The organism is Klebsiella scottii (assembly GCF_036561945.1).
Taxonomy (GTDB): Bacteria; Pseudomonadota; Gammaproteobacteria; order Enterobacterales; family Enterobacteriaceae; genus Klebsiella; species Klebsiella scottii.
The window spans coordinates 539,339-556,655 of sequence record NZ_JARXNI010000019.1 but is presented as its reverse complement, the minus strand read 5'-3'; the positions used below and the strand labels follow the sequence as shown (position 1 = coordinate 556,655).

Below are 17,317 nucleotides of genomic sequence, written 5' to 3'. Positions count from 1 at the left end.
AAAGTAGGGTGACGATAACAAAAGTCTCCCACCTGCGGGAGACTTTTTGACCAGTTCGTGATACCGGTTCATGAATCATTTTCAGTATTTCATTAACCGTCACGCATCGTGGAACTTGCCTTCCTTGTCTTCCAGCTTGCAGGTATTACAAGGCAGGTTATTACCAATAAAGTATCGATAAATGGCCGCCCCGGCGCAGGCGCCAATTAATGGCGCAACGATCGGTACGATAAAGTACGGGATCTCTCGTCCGCCGGTCATGGCAATATTGCCCCAGCCGGCAAGCCAGGTGAAGATTTTCGGCCCAAAGTCGCGGGCAGGATTCATGGCAAAGCCGGTGAGCGGCCCGGTGGAGGCGCCAATCACCGCGACCAAAAGGCCAATAAGCAAAGGGGCCAGCGGCCCTTTCGGTACGCCGTTGCCATCATCGGTCAGCGCCATAATCATGCCCATCAAAATTGAGGTTATCACTATCTCAACGAATGCCGCCTGCCAGACGCTCAGCTCTGCTGCCGGGTAGGTACTGAATATACTGGCTAGCTGAAGACTCTCAACGCTTCCACGCACCAGCTGATGCGTCGCTTCGAACCCGGTAAATACGCTACTGTAAAGGAGGTACGCCAACAGCGCGCCGGCAAAAGCCCCCGCGACCTGCGCAACAATGTAAGGCGCGACTTTCCTGCCTGGGAAGCAGGCAAACAGCCACAGGGCGACGGTGATAGCCGGATTGAGATGTGCGCCCGATATCCCGGCGGTCAGATAGACGGCCAGAGAAATCCCCAACCCCCAGATAATACAAATTTCCCAAAGACCAAGGCTTGCCCCGGCGATCTTTGCCGCACTCAGGCATCCGATACCAAAAAACAGAAACAGCCCGGTGCCCAAAAACTCGGCAGTGCATTGTGCTTTTAGCGAATCATTCATGGTGACACCTTCTTAGCAGAGTTCGTGTCCTGACCAGCACCAAGCTATGCTGGCAATGGGTACAGCGAGCATCACTATAGAAACTGGCGCCCACAAATTGTTGGCAATCTGTCGACGCTGGGCTCTGAAAAATCGTTCATGAGTAACAAATTATTGCTCTTCCGCTATTGTTCCGCACAGGCTTGATGCCTTATTCCGCAAATATTCCGGATAAATATACATAGCAATATTTTGCTAATTCCTGAATGTCATTTTTCAAACCGGTATCACATATGCATTCCGCCACATAGCAAACAACAATTAATCTGTCATCTATTAAAATGTAAAACTGGAATATAAAAAACAAAATAATCACATAACAAATAAAAATAAAAGACAATAAAAACAACACATTAAAATTAATTCATCTGTTTTTTTATTATTATAAGACAACTATTTCCCCGTTTTAAAATTCAAGTCAGCCATTCTTTTTCCTTGCTTCTTTTTATAGTCATCAGCATTGGAACAATCCAGGCGAGGTCTTTATGCAACAAGAAGCATTAGGAATGGTAGAAACCAAGGGCTTAACCGCAGCCATAGAGGCCGCTGACGCAATGGTGAAATCAGCCAACGTGGTGCTGGTAGGCTACGAAAAAATTGGCTCCGGGCTGGTGACGGTCATCGTGCGCGGCGACGTCGGTGCGGTAAAAGCCGCCACCGATGCCGGTGCCGCAGCCGCACGCCACGTGGGTGAAGTGAAAGCCGTACACGTCATCCCCCGCCCCCACTCAGATGTAGAAAAAATCTTACCGAAGGGAATTAGCCAATGAGCAGCAATGAGCTGGTGGAACAGATCATGGCGCAGGTGATTGCCCGAGTGGCAGCGCCGGAACGGCAGGTCATCCCTACTGAAACCCATCCAATACGAGAGACGGCTATGGCAGAGAAAAGCTGCAGTTTAACGGAGTTTGTCGGGACCGCCATTGGCGACACCCTGGGTCTGGTTATCGCCAACGTCGATAGCGCCCTGCTGGAAGCGATGAAGCTTGAGAAACGCTATCGCTCCATTGGCATTCTCGGCGCGCGAACCGGCGCGGGCCCGCACATTATGGCCGCAGACGAAGCGGTTAAAGCCACTAACACCGAAGTGGTCAGCATCGAACTCCCCCGCGATACCAAAGGGGGAGCGGGCCACGGTTCGCTGATTATTTTAGGCGGTAACGACGTTTCCGACGTCAAACGCGGGATCGAAGTCGCGCTGAAAGAGCTCGACCGCACCTTCGGCGACGTTTACGCCAACGAGGCGGGCCACATCGAGCTCCAGTACACCGCTCGCGCCAGCTACGCCCTCGAAAAAGCCTTCGGCGCCCCCATCGGCCGGGCCTGCGGCATTATCGTCGGCGCACCCGCTTCCGTTGGGGTGCTAATGGCGGATACCGCGCTTAAGTCGGCCAACGTCGAGGTTGTCGCCTATAGCTCGCCGGCGCATGGCACCAGCTTTAGCAACGAAGCCATTCTGGTCATTTCCGGCGACTCGGGGGCGGTACGCCAGGCGGTTATCTCCGCCCGGGAAATCGGCAAAACCGTCCTGGCGACCCTCGGTTGCGAACCGAAAAACGATCGCCCGTCCTACATTTGATACCCACGAGGCTGACTCATGAGATCGAAAAGATTTGAAGCACTCGCGAAACGCCCGGTGAATCAGGACGGCTTCGTTAAGGAGTGGATCGAAGAAGGCTTTATCGCGATGGAAAGCCCGAACGACCCAAAACCCTCCATTAAAATCGCTAACGGCGCGGTGACCGAGCTGGACGGGAAACCGGTCAGCGAATTTGACCTGATCGACCATTTTATTGCCCGCTACGGCATCAACCTGAACCGTGCCGAAGAAGTTATGGCGATGGACTCGGTCAGGCTTGCCAACATGCTGTGCGATCCTAACGTTAAGCGCAGCAATATTGTCCCCCTGACGACGGCCATGACCCCGGCAAAAATTGTCGAAGTCGTGTCGCATATGAACGTCGTTGAGATGATGATGGCGATGCAGAAAATGCGCGCTCGTCGTACGCCGTCGCAGCAGGCGCATGTCACTAACGTCAAAGATAACCCGGTACAAATTGCCGCCGACGCAGCCGAAGGCGCATGGCGCGGGTTTGATGAGCAGGAAACGACCGTCGCCGTTGCCAGATACGCGCCGTTTAATGCGATTGCCCTGCTGGTTGGCTCACAGGTTGGCCGTCCCGGCGTGTTGACCCAATGCTCTTTGGAAGAAGCCACCGAACTCAAGCTCGGCATGCTGGGCCACACCTGCTACGCCGAAACCATTTCGGTCTACGGGACTGAGCCCGTCTTCACCGACGGTGACGACACCCCGTGGTCGAAAGGCTTTCTCGCCTCGTCTTACGCATCGCGCGGTTTAAAAATGCGCTTCACCTCAGGCTCTGGTTCAGAAGTTCAAATGGGCTATGCCGAAGGTAAATCGATGCTCTATCTGGAAGCTCGCTGCATCTACATCACCAAAGCCGCTGGCGTGCAGGGTCTGCAAAACGGCTCCGTAAGCTGCATCGGCGTTCCCTCTGCGGTGCCCTCGGGTATTCGTGCGGTACTGGCGGAAAACCTGATCTGCTCAGCGCTGGATCTGGAATGCGCCTCCAGCAATGACCAGACCTTCACCCACTCCGATATGCGCCGCACCGCGCGTCTGCTGATGCAGTTCCTGCCGGGCACCGACTTTATCTCTTCGGGTTATTCCGCGGTGCCGAACTACGACAACATGTTCGCCGGTTCCAACGAAGATGCGGAAGATTTTGACGACTACAACGTTATCCAGCGTGACCTGAAAGTGGACGGCGGTCTGCGCCCGGTTCGTGAAGAGGACGTTATCGCAATTCGGAATAAAGCCGCCCGCGCTCTGCAGGCCGTATTTGCCGGAATGGGCCTGCCGCCGATTACCGATGAAGAGGTCGAAGCCGCGACCTACGCCCACGGCTCGAAAGATATGCCAGAGCGCAATATCGTCGAAGACATCAAGTTCGCCCAGGAAATCATCAATAAGAACCGTAATGGCCTGGAGGTGGTAAAGGCCCTCGCTCAGGGTGGGTTTACCGATGTTGCGCAGGACATGCTCAATATCCAGAAAGCCAAGCTGACCGGCGACTACCTGCATACCTCGGCCATTATCGTCGGCGACGGACAGGTGCTTTCGGCCGTGAATGACGTCAATGATTATGCCGGTCCGGCAACGGGCTATCGCCTGCAGGGTGAACGCTGGGAAGAGATTAAAAACATCCCTGGCGCACTTGATCCTAACGAGCTCGGTTAAGGGGTGAGAAATGGAAATTAATGAAAAATTGCTGCGCCAGATAATTGAAGATGTGCTCAGTGAAATGAAGAGCAGCGATAAACCGGTCTCATTTAATGCGCCGGCAGCATCTGCCGTCCAACAGGCCGCAACGCTCGCTGGCGACAGCTTTCTGACAGAAGCTGGAGAAGCCCGCCAGGGCACGCAGCAGGACGAAGTGATTATCGCCGTTGGTCCGGCATTCGGCCTGTCTCAGACCGTTAATATCGTCGGCATACCGCATAAAAACATCCTGCGTGAAGTGATCGCCGGTATTGAAGAAGAGGGGATCAAAGCGCGCGTAATTCGCTGCTTCAAATCCTCGGACGTGGCGTTCGTCGCCGTTGAAGGCAACCGGCTGAGCGGCTCAGGAATCTCCATCGGTATCCAGTCAAAAGGCACCACGGTTATCCACCAGCAGGGGTTGCCGCCGCTCTCCAACCTCGAGCTGTTCCCCCAGGCTCCGCTTCTGACGCTGGAAACCTATCGCCAGATTGGTAAAAACGCCGCGCGCTATGCGAAGCGCGAGTCGCCGCAGCCGGTCCCGACGCTAAATGACCAGATGGCCCGCCCAAAATACCAGGCGAAGTCGGCCATTTTGCACATTAAAGAGACCAAATACGTCGTGACAGGCAAAAACCCGCAGGAACTGCGCGTGGCGCTCTGATAAAGGATAACCCCATGAATACCGAAGCAATTGAATCAATGGTCCGGGACGTTTTAAGCCGCATGAATAGCCTGCAGGATGACGCCCCCGCGACGGCAAGCAGCGGCGCCCCTGGCCAGGCTAAGGTGAGCGACTATCCGCTAGCCAATAAGCACCCTGAATGGGTTAAAACCGCCACCGGCAAAACGCTGGATGACTTCACCCTGGAAAACGTACTGAGTAACAAAGTCACCGCTCAGGATATGCGAATTACCCCGGAAACCCTGCGTCTACAGGCGTCGATTGCTAAAGATGCGGGCCGCGACAGGCTGGCGATGAACTTTGAGCGAGCCGCCGAACTGACCGCCGTACCGGATGACCGCATTCTTGAAATCTATAACGCTCTTCGTCCGTACCGCTCAACGAAAGAAGAGCTGGTGGCTATTGCTGACGATCTCGAAAGCCGTTATCAGGCAAAGATTTGCGCAGCTTTCGTTCGTGAAGCAGCGGTGCTGTACGTCGAGCGTAAAAAGCTCAAAGGCGACGATTAAGGAGCCGGGATGAGATATATAGCTGGCATTGATATTGGGAACTCATCGACAGAAGTCGCGCTGGCGCGACTTGATGAGGCTGGCGTGCTGACGATGACCCACAGCGCGCTGGCGGAGACGACCGGAATCAAAGGCACGTTGCGTAACGTGTTTGGCATTCAGGAAGCGCTCTCCCTCGCGGCAAGACGCGCAGGGATCAATGTCAGCGATATTTCGCTCATTCGTATCAACGAGGCCACGCCGGTTATTGGCGATGTCGCCATGGAGACCATTACCGAAACCATCATTACCGAATCGACCATGATCGGCCATAACCCGAAAACGCCGGGCGGAGTGGGTATCGGCGTTGGGCTGACGATTACCCCAGAGGAGCTGCTGACGCGCCCGGCGGATAGCCCCTATATCCTGGTCGTTTCATCAGCCTTCGATTTCGCCGATGTCGCGACCATGATTAACGCTGCGGTACGCGCCGGATATCGGATTACCGGCGTCATTCTGCAGCGTGACGATGGTGTGCTGGTTAGCAACCGGCTGGAAAAAATAGCGCCGGTTATCGATGAAGTGCGCCACATCGACCGTATTCCGCTGGGGATGCTGGCGGCGATTGAAGTTGCCGTTCCGGGGAAGGTTATTGAAACACTCTCCAACCCTTACGGCATCGCCACCGTGTTTAATCTCACTGCCGATGAGACAAAAAACATCGTGCCAATGGCCCGCGCGCTCATAGGCAACCGTTCCGCCGTGGTGGTTAAAACGCCCTCCGGAGACGTCAAAGCCCGCGCTATCCCGGCCGGAAATATTGAGCTGCTTGCGCAGGGAAAAACCGTGCGCGTCGATGTCGCCGCCGGAGCGGAAACCATCATGAAAGCAGTTTCCGCCTGCAGCCGGCTGGATAACGTCATCGGGGAGGCAGGAACCAACATTGGCGGCATGCTGGAGAATGTTCGTCAGACGATGGCCGTCCTGACGAACAAACCGAGCAGCGAAATCTTTATTCAGGATCTGCTGGCCGTCGATACCTCCGTGCCGGTTAGCGTGACCGGCGGGCTTGCCGGCGAGTTCTCGCTGGAGCAGGCCGTAGGCATTGCCTCAATGGTGAAATCAGACCGCCTGCAAATGGCGATGATTGCCCAGGAAATAAAGCACAAGCTCAGCATTGACGTCCAGGTTGGCGGCGCCGAAGCGGAAGCAGCCATTTTAGGTGCGCTAACCACGCCGGGTACGACGCGCCCGCTGGCGATTCTCGATCTCGGCGCCGGCTCAACGGATGCTTCAATCATCAACCCTCAAGGCGAGATCGTCGCAACCCATCTGGCGGGCGCCGGGGATATGGTCACGATGATTATTGCCCGTGAGCTCGGGCTTAGCGACCGCTACCTGGCAGAAGAGATTAAAAAATACCCGTTAGCCAAAGTTGAAAGCCTTTTCCATCTGCGCCATGAAGACGGCAGCGTCCAGTTTTTCCCGACACCGCTCCCTGCTGGCGTTTTTGCACGCGTCTGCGTGGTGAAACCCGATGAACTGCTGCCTCTTCCCGGCGATTTAGCGCTGGAAAAAGTGCGCGCCATTCGCCGTAGCGCCAAAGAGCGTGTTTTTGTTACCAATGCGCTGCGCGCGCTGCGTCAGGTCAGCCCTACCGGCAACATTCGCGACATTCCTTTTGTGGTGTTAGTGGGCGGGTCAGCCCTTGATTTTGAAGTTCCTCAGCTCGTTACCGATGCGCTGGCCCACTACCGGCTGGTCGCCGGACGGGGAAATATTCGCGGTAGCGAAGGCCCAAGAAACGCGGTGGCTACCGGGCTGATCCTCTCCTGGTACAAGGAGGTTGCGCATGGAGAGTAACCACACCGCGCCGGCAATCATCATTATCGCCCTGGCCGACTGCATCAACCTCTGGCGCGAAGTGCTGCTGGGTATTGAAGAGGAAGGCATTCCATTCCTGCTTCAGCAGCAATCGGCCGGGGACGTAACCAGCTGCGCATGGCAGGCGGCGCGAAGCTCGCCGCTGCTGGTTGGCATCGCCTGCGACCAACGCACGCTGGTCGTGCACTACAAGAATTTATCCGCATCCGCGCCGCTTTTTACGCTGATGCGCCATCAGGACAGTCAGGCCCAACGCAGTACAGGTAACAACGCGGCACGGCTTGTCAAAGGGATCCCTTTTCGGGATCTAAATAGCTAAGCAACAGGAGAACCGTAGTATGAACAACGCACTGGGACTGGTTGAAACAAAAGGGTTAGTGGGTGCCATTGAAGCTGCTGACGCGATGGTGAAATCCGCCAACGTGCAGCTGGTTGGCTACGAAAAAATTGGCTCCGGCCTTGTTACCGTGATGGTGCGCGGTGATGTCGGCGCGGTAAAAGCAGCCGTCGATGCGGGCAGCGCGGCGGCAAGCGTGGTTGGCGAAGTGAAGTCCTGCCACGTTATTCCACGGCCGCACAGCGACGTTGAGGCCATTTTACCGAAATCAGCCTGATCGAAGCCAATAAGGAACACCGCGTGAAGCAATCACTGGGATTACTCGAAGTTTGTGGTCTGGCACTGGCTATCAGCTGCACCGATATCATGGCGAAATCCGCTGCTATCACGCTGGTCGCCCTCGAAAAAACCAATGGGTCAGGCTGGATAGTTATCAAAATTACCGGGGATGTGGCCTCCGTGCAGGCGGCCATCATGACCGGTAAACAGTTTGCCGAACGGCATAGCGGTCTGGTTGCCCACAAGATTATCGCCAGACCCGGAGAAGGGATCCTGCCTACGGACTCCCCTCTCTCCTCCGTTATGCCGCCTGAATCCGATGAACCCGATACGGCTGACGTCATCGTTGCAGAAGCGCCGGCAGATGAAGAGTCGTCGACCGCCGAACGGGTCAGTTGCAACCTGTGTCTGGACCCACAATGCCGGCGCCAGAAGGGCGATCCTCGTTCACTCTGCCTGCATTCAGGTAAGCGGGGTGAAGAGTAATGGATAAACAGCTGCTGGCCTCGACGGTGAGCAAAGTTCTCGATGAGATGCGCGAGCGCCCGATTCCTCTGGGCGTCTCGAACCGCCATATCCATCTGTCCGCACAGGATTACGCGAGGCTTTTCCCCGGCCACCCGATTGCGGAGAAAAAAGCGCTGCTGCAGCCAGGACAGTATGCCGCCGAGCAGACCGTCACCCTGGTTGGTCCGAAGGGCCAGCTAAATAACGTGCGCCTGCTGGGGCCGCTGCGCTCAGCAAGTCAGGTAGAAATATCGCGCACGGATGCCCGCACGCTGGGGATTACGGCGCCGTTAAGAATGTCCGGTAACCTGCAGGGGACGCCCGGCATCCGCCTGGTCAGCCCGTTTGCCGAACTGGATTTACCCTCCGGGGTTATCGTCGCCCAGCGGCATATTCATATGTCGCCCCTTGATGCGCTGATCCTTCGCGTAGCCCACGGCGACCGGGTCTCCGTGGCGATTGAAGGTAACGACCGTCGGCTGATCTTCGACAACGTCGCCGTACGCGTGGCGGCGGAAATGCGCCTCGAAATGCATATTGATACCGACGAAGCCAACGCCGCAGGTGCCGATAACCCGCAAGCCTTCGCCAGGCTGGTAAGTTCGCGATGAACGGCGAAACCCTGCGGCGAGTTATTGAGGAGGTCGTCTCCCGGCTGCAGCAGCGCGCCCGCAGCACGGCCACGTTGAGCGTGGCGCAGCTTCGCCAGATGGACGGCCTGAGCCTGTGCTGTCAGTACGCTTCGCTGCGCATTGTGCTCATCGACCTTCCCCTGCTGGGCCGGCTTGTACAAAGGGAAACCGCAGATCCGGGGGTCGCGATCATTCATCACGCCATTGCTTTGGGTATCCACGTCGAGCTCGCCCTGCATAGCGGTCTGCTGCAGGCTATGCCACTAAAAAAACTGGCCCGTCTACCGGTGACGTTTACCGACGAGCATGGGCAGCCGCTCGTTCTGCATGCCGCCCCGGTGCTCAGCTATCGCGATGTCGCCGGTCGGGACGCCGGGCGCGTGGTCCTCCACCGCCGGTGCGTGGTTACCGCTCTGGCGCGGGAGGCAGCGAGCGAGCGCAATATTCAATTAATCAAGCAGGAGTAAATCATGCATCTGGCACGAGTCACGGGCGCGGTTGTCTCCACGCAAAAATCGCCCTCCCTGATAGGGAAAAAGCTGCTGCTGGTCCGTCGGGTCAGCGCCGATGGCGAACTTCCCGCATCGCCGACGTCAGGCGATGAGGTTGCCGTTGACTCCGTAGGCGCAGGCGTCGGTGAACTGGTGCTGCTCAGCAGCGGCTCCAGCGCCAGACATGTTTTTTCCGGGCCGAATGAGGCCATTGACCTCGCCGTGGTTGGCATTGTCGATACGCTTTCGCGTTAAGGGGAAGTTATGGCGATTTATACCCGAACGGGTGACGCAGGCACCACCTCACTATATACCGGCCAGCGCGTGAGCAAAACCCACCCACGCGTTGAAGCCTACGGCACGCTGGACGAGCTGAATGCGGCGCTGAGCCTGTGTACCTGCGCCGCCGCGGATGAAAACCATCGCACCTTACTTGAGGCCATCCAGCAGCAGATTTTCTGGTTTAGCGCCGAGCTGGCCAGCGACAGCGAGCAGCCGTCACCAAAGCAGCGCTACATCAGCAGCGAAGAGATCTCCGCGCTTGAGGCCGCAATCGATCGGGCGATGGACCGCGTCGAACCGCTTCACAGTTTTATTTTACCCGGACGCAGCGAAGCCGCGAGCCGCCTACATTTTGCCCGTGCGCTGGCCCGTCGGGCCGAACGTCGCCTGGTTGAGCTGGCGGGAGAAGTTAACGTTCGCCAGGTATTGATGCGCTACCTCAACCGGCTATCGGACTGCCTGTACGCGCTGGCTCGTGCCGAAGATAGCGTTGCGCATCGCAACAGCATCATAAGTGAAATCAGCGCGCGCTATCTGGCTGCCAGCCAGCCCCCCCGCAGCAAGGAGACTCTTATGGCCCTCTCATTCAACGATCTCCATCAGCTTACGCGGTCCGCCGTTGAGCGCGCCCGGCAGCTTGAGGTGCCGGTAGCGATCGGCATCGTCGACGCGCACGGCACGCAAACGGTGATTTGGCGGATGCCTGACGCTCTGCTGGTCAGCAGCGAGCTGGCGCCAAAGAAAGCCTGGACCGCGGTGGCGATGAAAACAGCCACTCACCTGCTTTCAAGCGCGGTGCAGCCCGGCGCGCCGCTTTATGGTCTGGAGAGCCAGATGCAGGGAAAGGTCGTCACCTTTGGCGGCGGATACCCCTTGTGGCGTGAAGGCCAGTTGATTGGCGGCCTGGGTATCAGCGGCGGCAGCGTTGAACAGGACATGGATATTGCACAGGCCGCCATAGCGGCTATTAACGTGGGAACTAATCAATGAATACTTGTGAACTCGAAACCCTTATCCGCACCATTTTGAGCGAGCAGCTGGCCCCGGCACAAGCGCCTCATCAACCGCAGGGCAGCGGCGTCTTTCAGTCCGTCAACGCAGCGGTTGATGCCGCACACCAGGCTTTCTTACGCTACCAGCAGTGTCCGCTCAAAACTCGCAGCGCCATTATCAGCGCCCTGCGCCTGGAGCTGACGCCCCATCTTTCTCCCCTTGCCGCCGAAAGCGCGGCAGAAACGGGAATGGGCAATAAAGAGGATAAGTTCCTCAAGAATAAGGCAGCGCTGGACAACACGCCGGGAATCGAGGATTTAACCACTACCGCGCTCACCGGCGATGGCGGGATGGTGCTTTTTGAATATTCACCGTTTGGCGTTATCGGCTCCGTTACGCCGAGCACTAACCCGACGGAAACGATCATCAACAACAGCATCAGCATGCTGGCGGCGGGCAACAGCGTTTATTTTAGCCCACACCCGGGAGCAAAAACCGTCTCTCTGAAGCTCATCAGCATGATTGAAGAGATCGCCTTCCGCTGCTGCGGTATCCGTAACCTGGTGGTCACCGCCGCGGAGCCAACGTTTGAAGCCACCCAGCAGATGATGGCCCATCCAAAGATTGCCGTACTGGCTATTACCGGTGGTCCGGGAATTGTCGCTATGGGAATGAAAAGCGGGAAAAAAGTCGTGGGCGCCGGAGCTGGTAACCCGCCCTGTATCGTTGACGAAACCGCTGATTTAGTCAAAGCCGCCGAAGATATCATCAACGGCGCGGCGTTCGATTACAACCTGCCGTGCATTGCCGAGAAGAGCCTGATTGTGGTAGAGAGCGTCGCCGATAGTCTGGTACAGCAAATGCAGGCATTTGGCGCCTTGCTGCTAACCACCGCAGAGGTCGACAGGCTCCGCGCCGTCTGCCTGCCGGAAGGACAGGCGAATAAAAAGCTGGTCGGAAAAAGCCCGGCAGCTCTGCTGACGGCGGCCGGCATTAGCGCGCCGGCAAAACAACCTCGCCTGCTGATAGCCGTCGTCAGCGCCGACGATCCGTGGGTCACCAGCGAACAGCTGATGCCGATGCTGCCCGTTGTCAAAGTGAGCGATTTTGATAGCGCGCTGGCGCTGGCCCTGAAGGTGGAAGACGGCCTGCACCACACCGCCATCATGCACTCGCAAAACGTTTCACGCCTGAACCTCGCAGCCCGCACGCTGCAGACCTCCATCTTCGTGAAAAATGGGCCGTCCTATGCCGGTATCGGGGTCGGCGGCGAGGGCTTTACGACCTTTACTATCGCTACGCCAACGGGTGAAGGCACCACCTCAGCGCGAACGTTTGCTCGCTCCCGGCGCTGCGTACTGACCAACGGCTTTTCTATCCGCTAACGAGGTAGGGTAATGAAGACCTTTTCGCTACAAACCCGGTTGTACAGCGGTCAGGGGAGCCTGCAGGTGCTCAGACGCTTTACCAACAAGCATATCTGGATAATCTGCGATGGCTTCCTCGCGAGCTCGCCGCTCATCGGGACGCTGCGCGCTGCGCTGCCGGCGGATAATCGTATCACTATTTTTAGTGAGATAACGCCGGACCCTACTATCGATACCGTCGTCCAGGGGATTGCACAAATGCAGGATCTGCAGCCCCAGGTCGTCATCGGGTTTGGCGGCGGATCGGCGCTGGATGCGGCGAAGGCTATCGTCTGGTTCAGCCATCGGTTCGGCATTGAAATTGAAACCTGCGTTGCCATTCCTACCACCAGCGGTACCGGTTCAGAAGTGACCAGCGCCTGCGTCATTAGCGACCCTGATAAAGGCATCAAATACCCGCTGTTCAACAATGCGCTGTATCCGGATATGGCGATCCTCGATCCGGAGCTGGTGGTCAGCGTCCCGCCGCAGATCACGGCCAATACCGGAATGGACGTGCTGACCCACGCGCTGGAAGCCTGGGTTTCGCCGCACGCCAGCGACTTTACCGATGCGCTGGCGGAAAAAGCCGCCAAACTGGTATTCCGCTATCTGCCCACTGCGGTGGAAAAAGGTGACTGCGTGGCGACGCGGGGAAAAATGCATAACGCCTCAACGCTCGCAGGTATGGCGTTCAGCCAGGCCGGGCTCGGGCTTAACCACGCAATAGCCCACCAGCTCGGCGGGCAGTTTCATCTGCCGCACGGTCTGGCCAACGCGCTGCTGTTAACCCCGGTTATCCGCTTTAACGCCGGCGTTCCACGTGCCGCCAAACGCTACGCGCGGCTGGCCAAAGCCTGCGGCTTTTGCCCGCCAGAGGCCAATGATGTCACGGCGATAAATGCGCTGATTCAGCAAATCGAACGCCTCAAGCAGCGCTGCGCTCTCCCCTCATTGGCCGTCGCGCTTAAAGAAGGAAGATCCGACTTTTCAGCGCGCATTCCGGCAATGGTGCGGGCCGCGTTGGCTGACGTCACGCTACGCACTAATCCGCGCCCGACCAGCGCCGAGGAAATTCGGGAACTGCTGGAGGAACTGCTATGAGTACCGCCGCCAACACCGTTGCAATGCCCCATAGCGCGGATGAAATTCGTGAGCGCGTTCGCGCTGCGGGCGTGGTTGGCGCGGGAGGCGCGGGGTTTCCCGTTCACGTCAAGCTCCAGGCGCAGGTGGAGATCTTTCTGGTTAACGCCGCCGAGTGCGAACCCATGCTCAAGGTTGACCAGCAGCTGATGTGGCAGCAGGCTTCGCGTCTTGTACGCGGCGTGCAGTACGCGATGACGGCAACCGGCGCGCGCGAAGGGGTGATAGCCCTGAAAGAAAAATATCGCCGGGCCATCGATGCGCTAACCCCGCTGCTGCCTGCAGGTATCCGGCTCCACATCCTGCCCGATGTCTATCCGGCTGGCGATGAGGTGCTGACCATCTGGCTGGCTACCGGTCGCCGGGTCGCGCCTGCCGCGCTGCCGGCCAGCGTCGGCGTGGTCGTTAATAACGTGCAAACCGTCCTCAATATTGCCAGAGCGGTCGAGCTGCGGTATCCGGTAACGCGCCGAACGCTGACCGTCAACGGCGCCGTTGCCAGGGCGCAAACGCTCACCGTGCCGATCGGCATGTCGTTACGCGAAATCCTCAACCTTGCCGGCGGGGCAACCGTCGACAATCCGGGGTTTATTAACGGCGGGCCAATGATGGGAAGTCTGGTGAAATCGCTGGACTCTCCGGTGACCAAAACCACCGGTGGGCTGCTGGTGCTACCGAAAAGCCATCCTCTCATTCAGCGACGGATGCAGGACGACCGCACGGTCCTTTCCGTTGCCCGCACCGTCTGCGAACAGTGTCGGCTGTGCACCGATCTCTGCCCAAGACACCTGATTGGCCACGAACTCTCGCCCCATTTGCTGGTTCGGGCAGTGAACTACCTGCAGGGCGCTACGCCGCAGCTGCTGCTTAGCGCACTCACCTGTTCGGAGTGCAACGTCTGCGAAAGCGTAGCCTGCCCGGTAGGCATCTCGCCAATGCGCATTAATCGCCTGCTGAAGCGCGAGCTGCGGGCGAAAAACCTGCGCTATGAAGGGCCGCTGCATCCGGCCGACCAGATGGCGAAATATCGCCTGGTGCCGGTGAAGCGGCTGATCGCCAAACTGGGGCTAAGCCCCTGGTATCAGGAAGCGCCGCTGTCCGGGTGCGAACCTTCTGCCGAAAAAGTCACGCTGTTGTTACGCCAGCATATTGGCGCAAGCGCAGCGCCGTGCGTGGCAGTAGGGCAACCCGTCGTGCGCGGGCAATGCGTCGCCGATATTCCAGCGGGCGCGCTGGGCGCCCCTGTGCACGCCAGCATTGACGGCACGGTTTCGGCCATCAGCGAACAGGCTATTACGGTTGTAAGAGGTTAACTATGTCTCAGGCTATCGGTATTTTAGAACTCACCAGCATCGCCAGGGGAATGGAGCTCGGCGATGCGATGCTGAAAAGCGCGAACGTCGACCTGCTGGTCTGCAAGACCATTTGTCCGGGTAAATTTCTGTTGATGCTCGGCGGCGACGTCGGCGCGGTACAGCAGGCGATTGAAACCGGCACCTCGCTTGCCGGAGAAATGCTGGTCGACAGTCTGGTGCTGCCCAATCTTCACCGCGATATTCTCCCGGCAATAAGCGGCCTGAATAGCGTTGACCAGCGCCAGGCCGTCGGGATCGTCGAAACCTGGAGCGTCGCAGCCTGCATTAGCGCGGCAGATCGGGCGGTGAAAGCCTCGAACGTTACGCTGGTACGCGTGCATATGGCATTCGGTATCGGCGGCAAGTGCTACATGGTCGTCGCGGGTGAGATTTCAGACGTCAACAATGCGGTAGCTGTGGGTAGCGAAAGCGCGGGTGAAAAGGGGCTGCTGGTTTACCGCTCGGTGATTCCGCGCCCGCATGAGGCAATGTGGCGACAGATGGTGGAGGGATAATGGAAAAGCAGCAAACAACAGATCGCATGATTCAGGAATACGTCCCGGGTAAACAGGTCACGCTGGCGCACCTTATCGCTAATCCAGGTCAGGACCTGTTCAAAAAGCTGGGTTTGCAGAATGCGGTATCGGCGATCGGCATTCTCACCATTACCCCCAGTGAAGCCTCAATAATTGCCTGCGATATCGCCACCAAATCGGGCGCGGTAGAGATAGGCTTTCTCGATCGCTTTACCGGCGCCGTGGTGCTTACCGGGGACGTTTCCGCCGTTGAATATGCGCTGAAGCAGGTTACACGCACGCTGGGCGAAATGATGCGCTTCACCGCTTGCCCAATTACACGGACCTAAGCTCATGAAACGTTTGATGCTTATCGGCCCCAGCCAGTGCGGCAAGACGTCCTTGACCCAAAGCCTGCGCGGCGAAGCGCTCCATTATAAAAAAACGCAGGCGATTGAATGGTCCCCGATGGCCATCGACACGCCGGGTGAATACCTCGAAAACCGCTGTCTTTACAGCGCGCTGCTGGCCAGCGCCTGCGAAGCCGACGTTATCGCACTGGTGCTGAATGCCGACGCGCAGTGGTCGCCGTTTTCTCCCGGTTTTACCGCCCCGATGAACCGCCCGACCATCGGCCTGGTGACCAAGGCCGATTTAGCGCCCCCGCAGCGCCTTTCTCTGATTGAGGGCTGGCTTGAACAAGCCGGCGCGCAGCGGATCTTTATTACCAGCGCGCTCAATAAATCGGGACTCACCGCCGTACTGGCTTTTTTGAATGCGAAGGAACCCCTATGTCTCACAAAATAATGGCCATTAACGCCGGCAGCTCATCGCTAAAATTTCAGCTGCTGGCAATGCCTCAGGGTGAAATGCTCTGCCAGGGATTGATAGAGCGTATTGGTATGGCGGACGCCCGGGTGACGATAAAAACGCCAGCCCACGGCTGGCAGGAGAGGGTCCCTGTTGCCGATCATCGTGAAGCCGTGACTCTGCTGCTGGAAAAGCTGCTCCGCTACGGCGTGATCGGCAGCCTGCATGAGATTGACGGTATCGGCCATCGCGTCGCCCACGGTGGAGAGCACTTTAAGGATTCCGCGCTGATTACCGAGGGGTCGCTGGCTGAAATTGAACGCCTTGCGGAGCTGGCGCCGCTGCATAATCCGGTCAATGCGCTCGGCATTAACGTCTTTCGCCAGCTGTTGCCCACCACGCCCGCCGTCGCAGTGTTTGATACCGCCTTTCACCAGACGCTGGATGAGCGCGCCTATCTCTACCCTCTTCCCTGGCGCTATTACAGTGAACTTGGTATCCGCCGCTATGGTTTCCACGGCACCAGCCACAAATACGTCAGCGCCCTGCTCGCAGAGCAGCTCGGCGTTCCGCTCAGCGCGCTGCGGGTGATCTGCTGCCACCTGGGCAATGGCAGCAGCGTTTGCGCGATTAAAGGCGGCCATTCTATCAATACCTCAATGGGATTTACGCCCCAGTCCGGCGTGATGATGGGGACCCGCAGCGGCGATATTGACCCATCAATCCTGCCGTGGATTGCCCAGCGGGAGGGGAAAACGCCCCAGCAGCTTAATCATCTGTTAAACAATGAGTCCGGGCTGCTCGGCGTCTCCGGCGTTTCGCATGATTACCGCGACGTCGAGCAGGCGGCAGATGCAGGCAATCACCGGGCGGCTCTCGCCCTGTCGCTTTTTGCCGAGCGGATCCGCGCGACGATCGGCAGCTACATTATGCAGATGAGCGGCCTGGACGCGCTGATTTTTACCGGCGGCATTGGCGAAAACTCCGCGCGCGCGCGATCCGCAATCTGCCATAACCTGCATTTTCTCGGCCTGTCGATCGATAGCGAGAAAAACCAGCAGAATGCGGCCTTTATCCAGGCCGACGGCTCGGTCGTTAAAGTGGCGATTGTGAATACAAATGAAGAGCTGATGATCGCCCGCGACGTTATGCGCATCGCCCTCTCCGCGCGGGCGGATCTGTGCGTTTCGGCGTAAAACAGCCGCCCTCAGGCTTGAGTGAAATCATGGTAATAGCGGGATCGCCATGACACTATGCGCCATGA

21 protein-coding genes are annotated in these 17,317 nt (G+C 57.8%); 20 read left to right on the top strand and 1 reads right to left on the bottom strand.

All coding sequences use genetic code 11. The features are described 5' to 3' along the window. Positions 1–99: 99 nt before the first annotated feature. Positions 100–924 carry a propanediol diffusion facilitator PduF gene (gene pduF / locus QFI97_RS06390; protein ID WP_095098788.1) on the bottom strand — a complete coding sequence of 275 codons (825 nt, stop codon included), beginning with the start codon at positions 922–924 and terminating at the stop codon, positions 100–102. Between the two features lie 524 nt (positions 925–1,448). Here pduF and pduA point away from each other — a divergent pair. The 20 genes from pduA to QFI97_RS06290 are packed head-to-tail and all read left to right on the top strand — an operon-like array spanning position 1,449 to position 17,249. After that, positions 1,449–1,733, top strand: a complete 285-nt coding sequence (gene pduA / locus QFI97_RS06385) for a propanediol utilization microcompartment protein PduA (protein WP_095098790.1) — start codon at positions 1,449–1,451, stop codon at positions 1,731–1,733. Beyond that, positions 1,730–2,542 (top strand): propanediol utilization microcompartment protein PduB, encoded by an 813-nt coding sequence (gene pduB / locus QFI97_RS06380; protein WP_095098793.1) that lies wholly within the window; start codon positions 1,730–1,732, stop codon positions 2,540–2,542. The genes pduA and pduB overlap by 4 nt, the downstream gene beginning before the upstream one ends. 18 nt (positions 2,543–2,560) lie before the next feature. Then, positions 2,561–4,225 carry a propanediol dehydratase large subunit PduC gene (gene pduC / locus QFI97_RS06375; RefSeq protein ID WP_095098795.1) on the top strand — a complete coding sequence of 555 codons (1,665 nt, stop codon included), beginning with the start codon at positions 2,561–2,563 and terminating at the stop codon, positions 4,223–4,225. 10 nt (positions 4,226–4,235) lie between these two features. Further along, the gene (gene pduD / locus QFI97_RS06370) at positions 4,236–4,910 is read left to right on the top strand and encodes a propanediol dehydratase medium subunit PduD (protein WP_346430754.1); all 675 of its coding nucleotides are present in this window, start codon (positions 4,236–4,238) and stop codon (positions 4,908–4,910) included. 14 nt (positions 4,911–4,924) lie between these two features. Continuing rightward, a complete protein-coding gene (gene pduE / locus QFI97_RS06365; RefSeq protein ID WP_095098799.1) occupies positions 4,925–5,440 on the top strand; it encodes a propanediol dehydratase small subunit PduE in 516 nt (171 codons plus the stop codon). Between the two features lie 9 nt (positions 5,441–5,449). Next, positions 5,450–7,282 carry a diol dehydratase reactivase subunit alpha gene (locus QFI97_RS06360; RefSeq protein WP_095098801.1) on the top strand — a complete coding sequence of 611 codons (1,833 nt, stop codon included), beginning with the start codon at positions 5,450–5,452 and terminating at the stop codon, positions 7,280–7,282. Further along, positions 7,272–7,622, top strand: coding sequence for a glycerol dehydratase reactivase beta/small subunit family protein (locus QFI97_RS06355; RefSeq protein ID WP_095098804.1), 351 nt, complete (start codon positions 7,272–7,274; stop codon positions 7,620–7,622). Before QFI97_RS06360 ends, QFI97_RS06355 begins: the two co-directional genes overlap by 11 nt. 19 nt (positions 7,623–7,641) lie before the next feature. Beyond that, positions 7,642–7,917 carry a propanediol utilization microcompartment protein PduJ gene (pduJ, locus tag QFI97_RS06350; protein ID WP_001057755.1) on the top strand — a complete coding sequence of 92 codons (276 nt, stop codon included), beginning with the start codon at positions 7,642–7,644 and terminating at the stop codon, positions 7,915–7,917. Positions 7,918–7,940: 23 nt separating this feature from the next. Next, the gene (locus QFI97_RS06345; RefSeq protein WP_346430753.1) at positions 7,941–8,405 is read left to right on the top strand and encodes a BMC domain-containing protein; all 465 of its coding nucleotides are present in this window, start codon (positions 7,941–7,943) and stop codon (positions 8,403–8,405) included. Further along, the gene (locus QFI97_RS06340) at positions 8,405–9,037 is read left to right on the top strand and encodes a phosphate propanoyltransferase (protein ID WP_346430752.1); all 633 of its coding nucleotides are present in this window, start codon (positions 8,405–8,407) and stop codon (positions 9,035–9,037) included. The genes QFI97_RS06345 and QFI97_RS06340 overlap by 1 nt, the downstream gene beginning before the upstream one ends. Next, positions 9,034–9,525, top strand: a complete 492-nt coding sequence (gene pduM / locus QFI97_RS06335; protein WP_346430751.1) for a microcompartment protein PduM — start codon at positions 9,034–9,036, stop codon at positions 9,523–9,525. Before QFI97_RS06340 ends, pduM begins: the two co-directional genes overlap by 4 nt. Before the next feature lie 3 nt (positions 9,526–9,528). Continuing rightward, positions 9,529–9,804 (top strand): propanediol utilization microcompartment protein PduN, encoded by a 276-nt coding sequence (gene pduN / locus QFI97_RS06330; RefSeq protein WP_095098816.1) that lies wholly within the window; start codon positions 9,529–9,531, stop codon positions 9,802–9,804. Between the two features lie 9 nt (positions 9,805–9,813). Then, positions 9,814–10,821, top strand: a complete 1,008-nt coding sequence (gene pduO / locus QFI97_RS06325) for a two-domain cob(I)yrinic acid a,c-diamide adenosyltransferase PduO (RefSeq protein ID WP_346430750.1) — start codon at positions 9,814–9,816, stop codon at positions 10,819–10,821. After that, positions 10,818–12,209, top strand: a complete 1,392-nt coding sequence (pduP, locus tag QFI97_RS06320; RefSeq protein ID WP_346430749.1) for a CoA-acylating propionaldehyde dehydrogenase PduP — start codon at positions 10,818–10,820, stop codon at positions 12,207–12,209. The genes pduO and pduP overlap by 4 nt, the downstream gene beginning before the upstream one ends. Before the next feature lie 12 nt (positions 12,210–12,221). Beyond that, complete coding sequence (gene pduQ, locus QFI97_RS06315) at positions 12,222–13,334, top strand: 1-propanol dehydrogenase PduQ (RefSeq protein WP_095098826.1); 1,113 nt, start codon at positions 12,222–12,224, stop codon at positions 13,332–13,334. After that, positions 13,331–14,686 carry a 4Fe-4S dicluster domain-containing protein gene (locus QFI97_RS06310; protein WP_346430748.1) on the top strand — a complete coding sequence of 452 codons (1,356 nt, stop codon included), beginning with the start codon at positions 13,331–13,333 and terminating at the stop codon, positions 14,684–14,686. Before pduQ ends, QFI97_RS06310 begins: the two co-directional genes overlap by 4 nt. Before the next feature lie 2 nt (positions 14,687–14,688). Further along, positions 14,689–15,243 (top strand): propanediol utilization microcompartment protein PduT, encoded by a 555-nt coding sequence (gene pduT / locus QFI97_RS06305; RefSeq protein WP_346430747.1) that lies wholly within the window; start codon positions 14,689–14,691, stop codon positions 15,241–15,243. Then, positions 15,243–15,593 (top strand): propanediol utilization microcompartment protein PduU, encoded by a 351-nt coding sequence (gene pduU / locus QFI97_RS06300; RefSeq protein ID WP_095098836.1) that lies wholly within the window; start codon positions 15,243–15,245, stop codon positions 15,591–15,593. The genes pduT and pduU overlap by 1 nt, the downstream gene beginning before the upstream one ends. A 4-nt stretch (positions 15,594–15,597) precedes the next feature. Continuing rightward, the gene (pduV, locus tag QFI97_RS06295; RefSeq protein WP_095098838.1) at positions 15,598–16,050 is read left to right on the top strand and encodes a propanediol utilization protein PduV; all 453 of its coding nucleotides are present in this window, start codon (positions 15,598–15,600) and stop codon (positions 16,048–16,050) included. Next, a complete protein-coding gene (locus QFI97_RS06290; protein WP_346430746.1) occupies positions 16,035–17,249 on the top strand; it encodes an acetate/propionate family kinase in 1,215 nt (404 codons plus the stop codon). Before pduV ends, QFI97_RS06290 begins: the two co-directional genes overlap by 16 nt. The last annotated feature ends 68 nt before the right edge of the window (positions 17,250–17,317 follow it).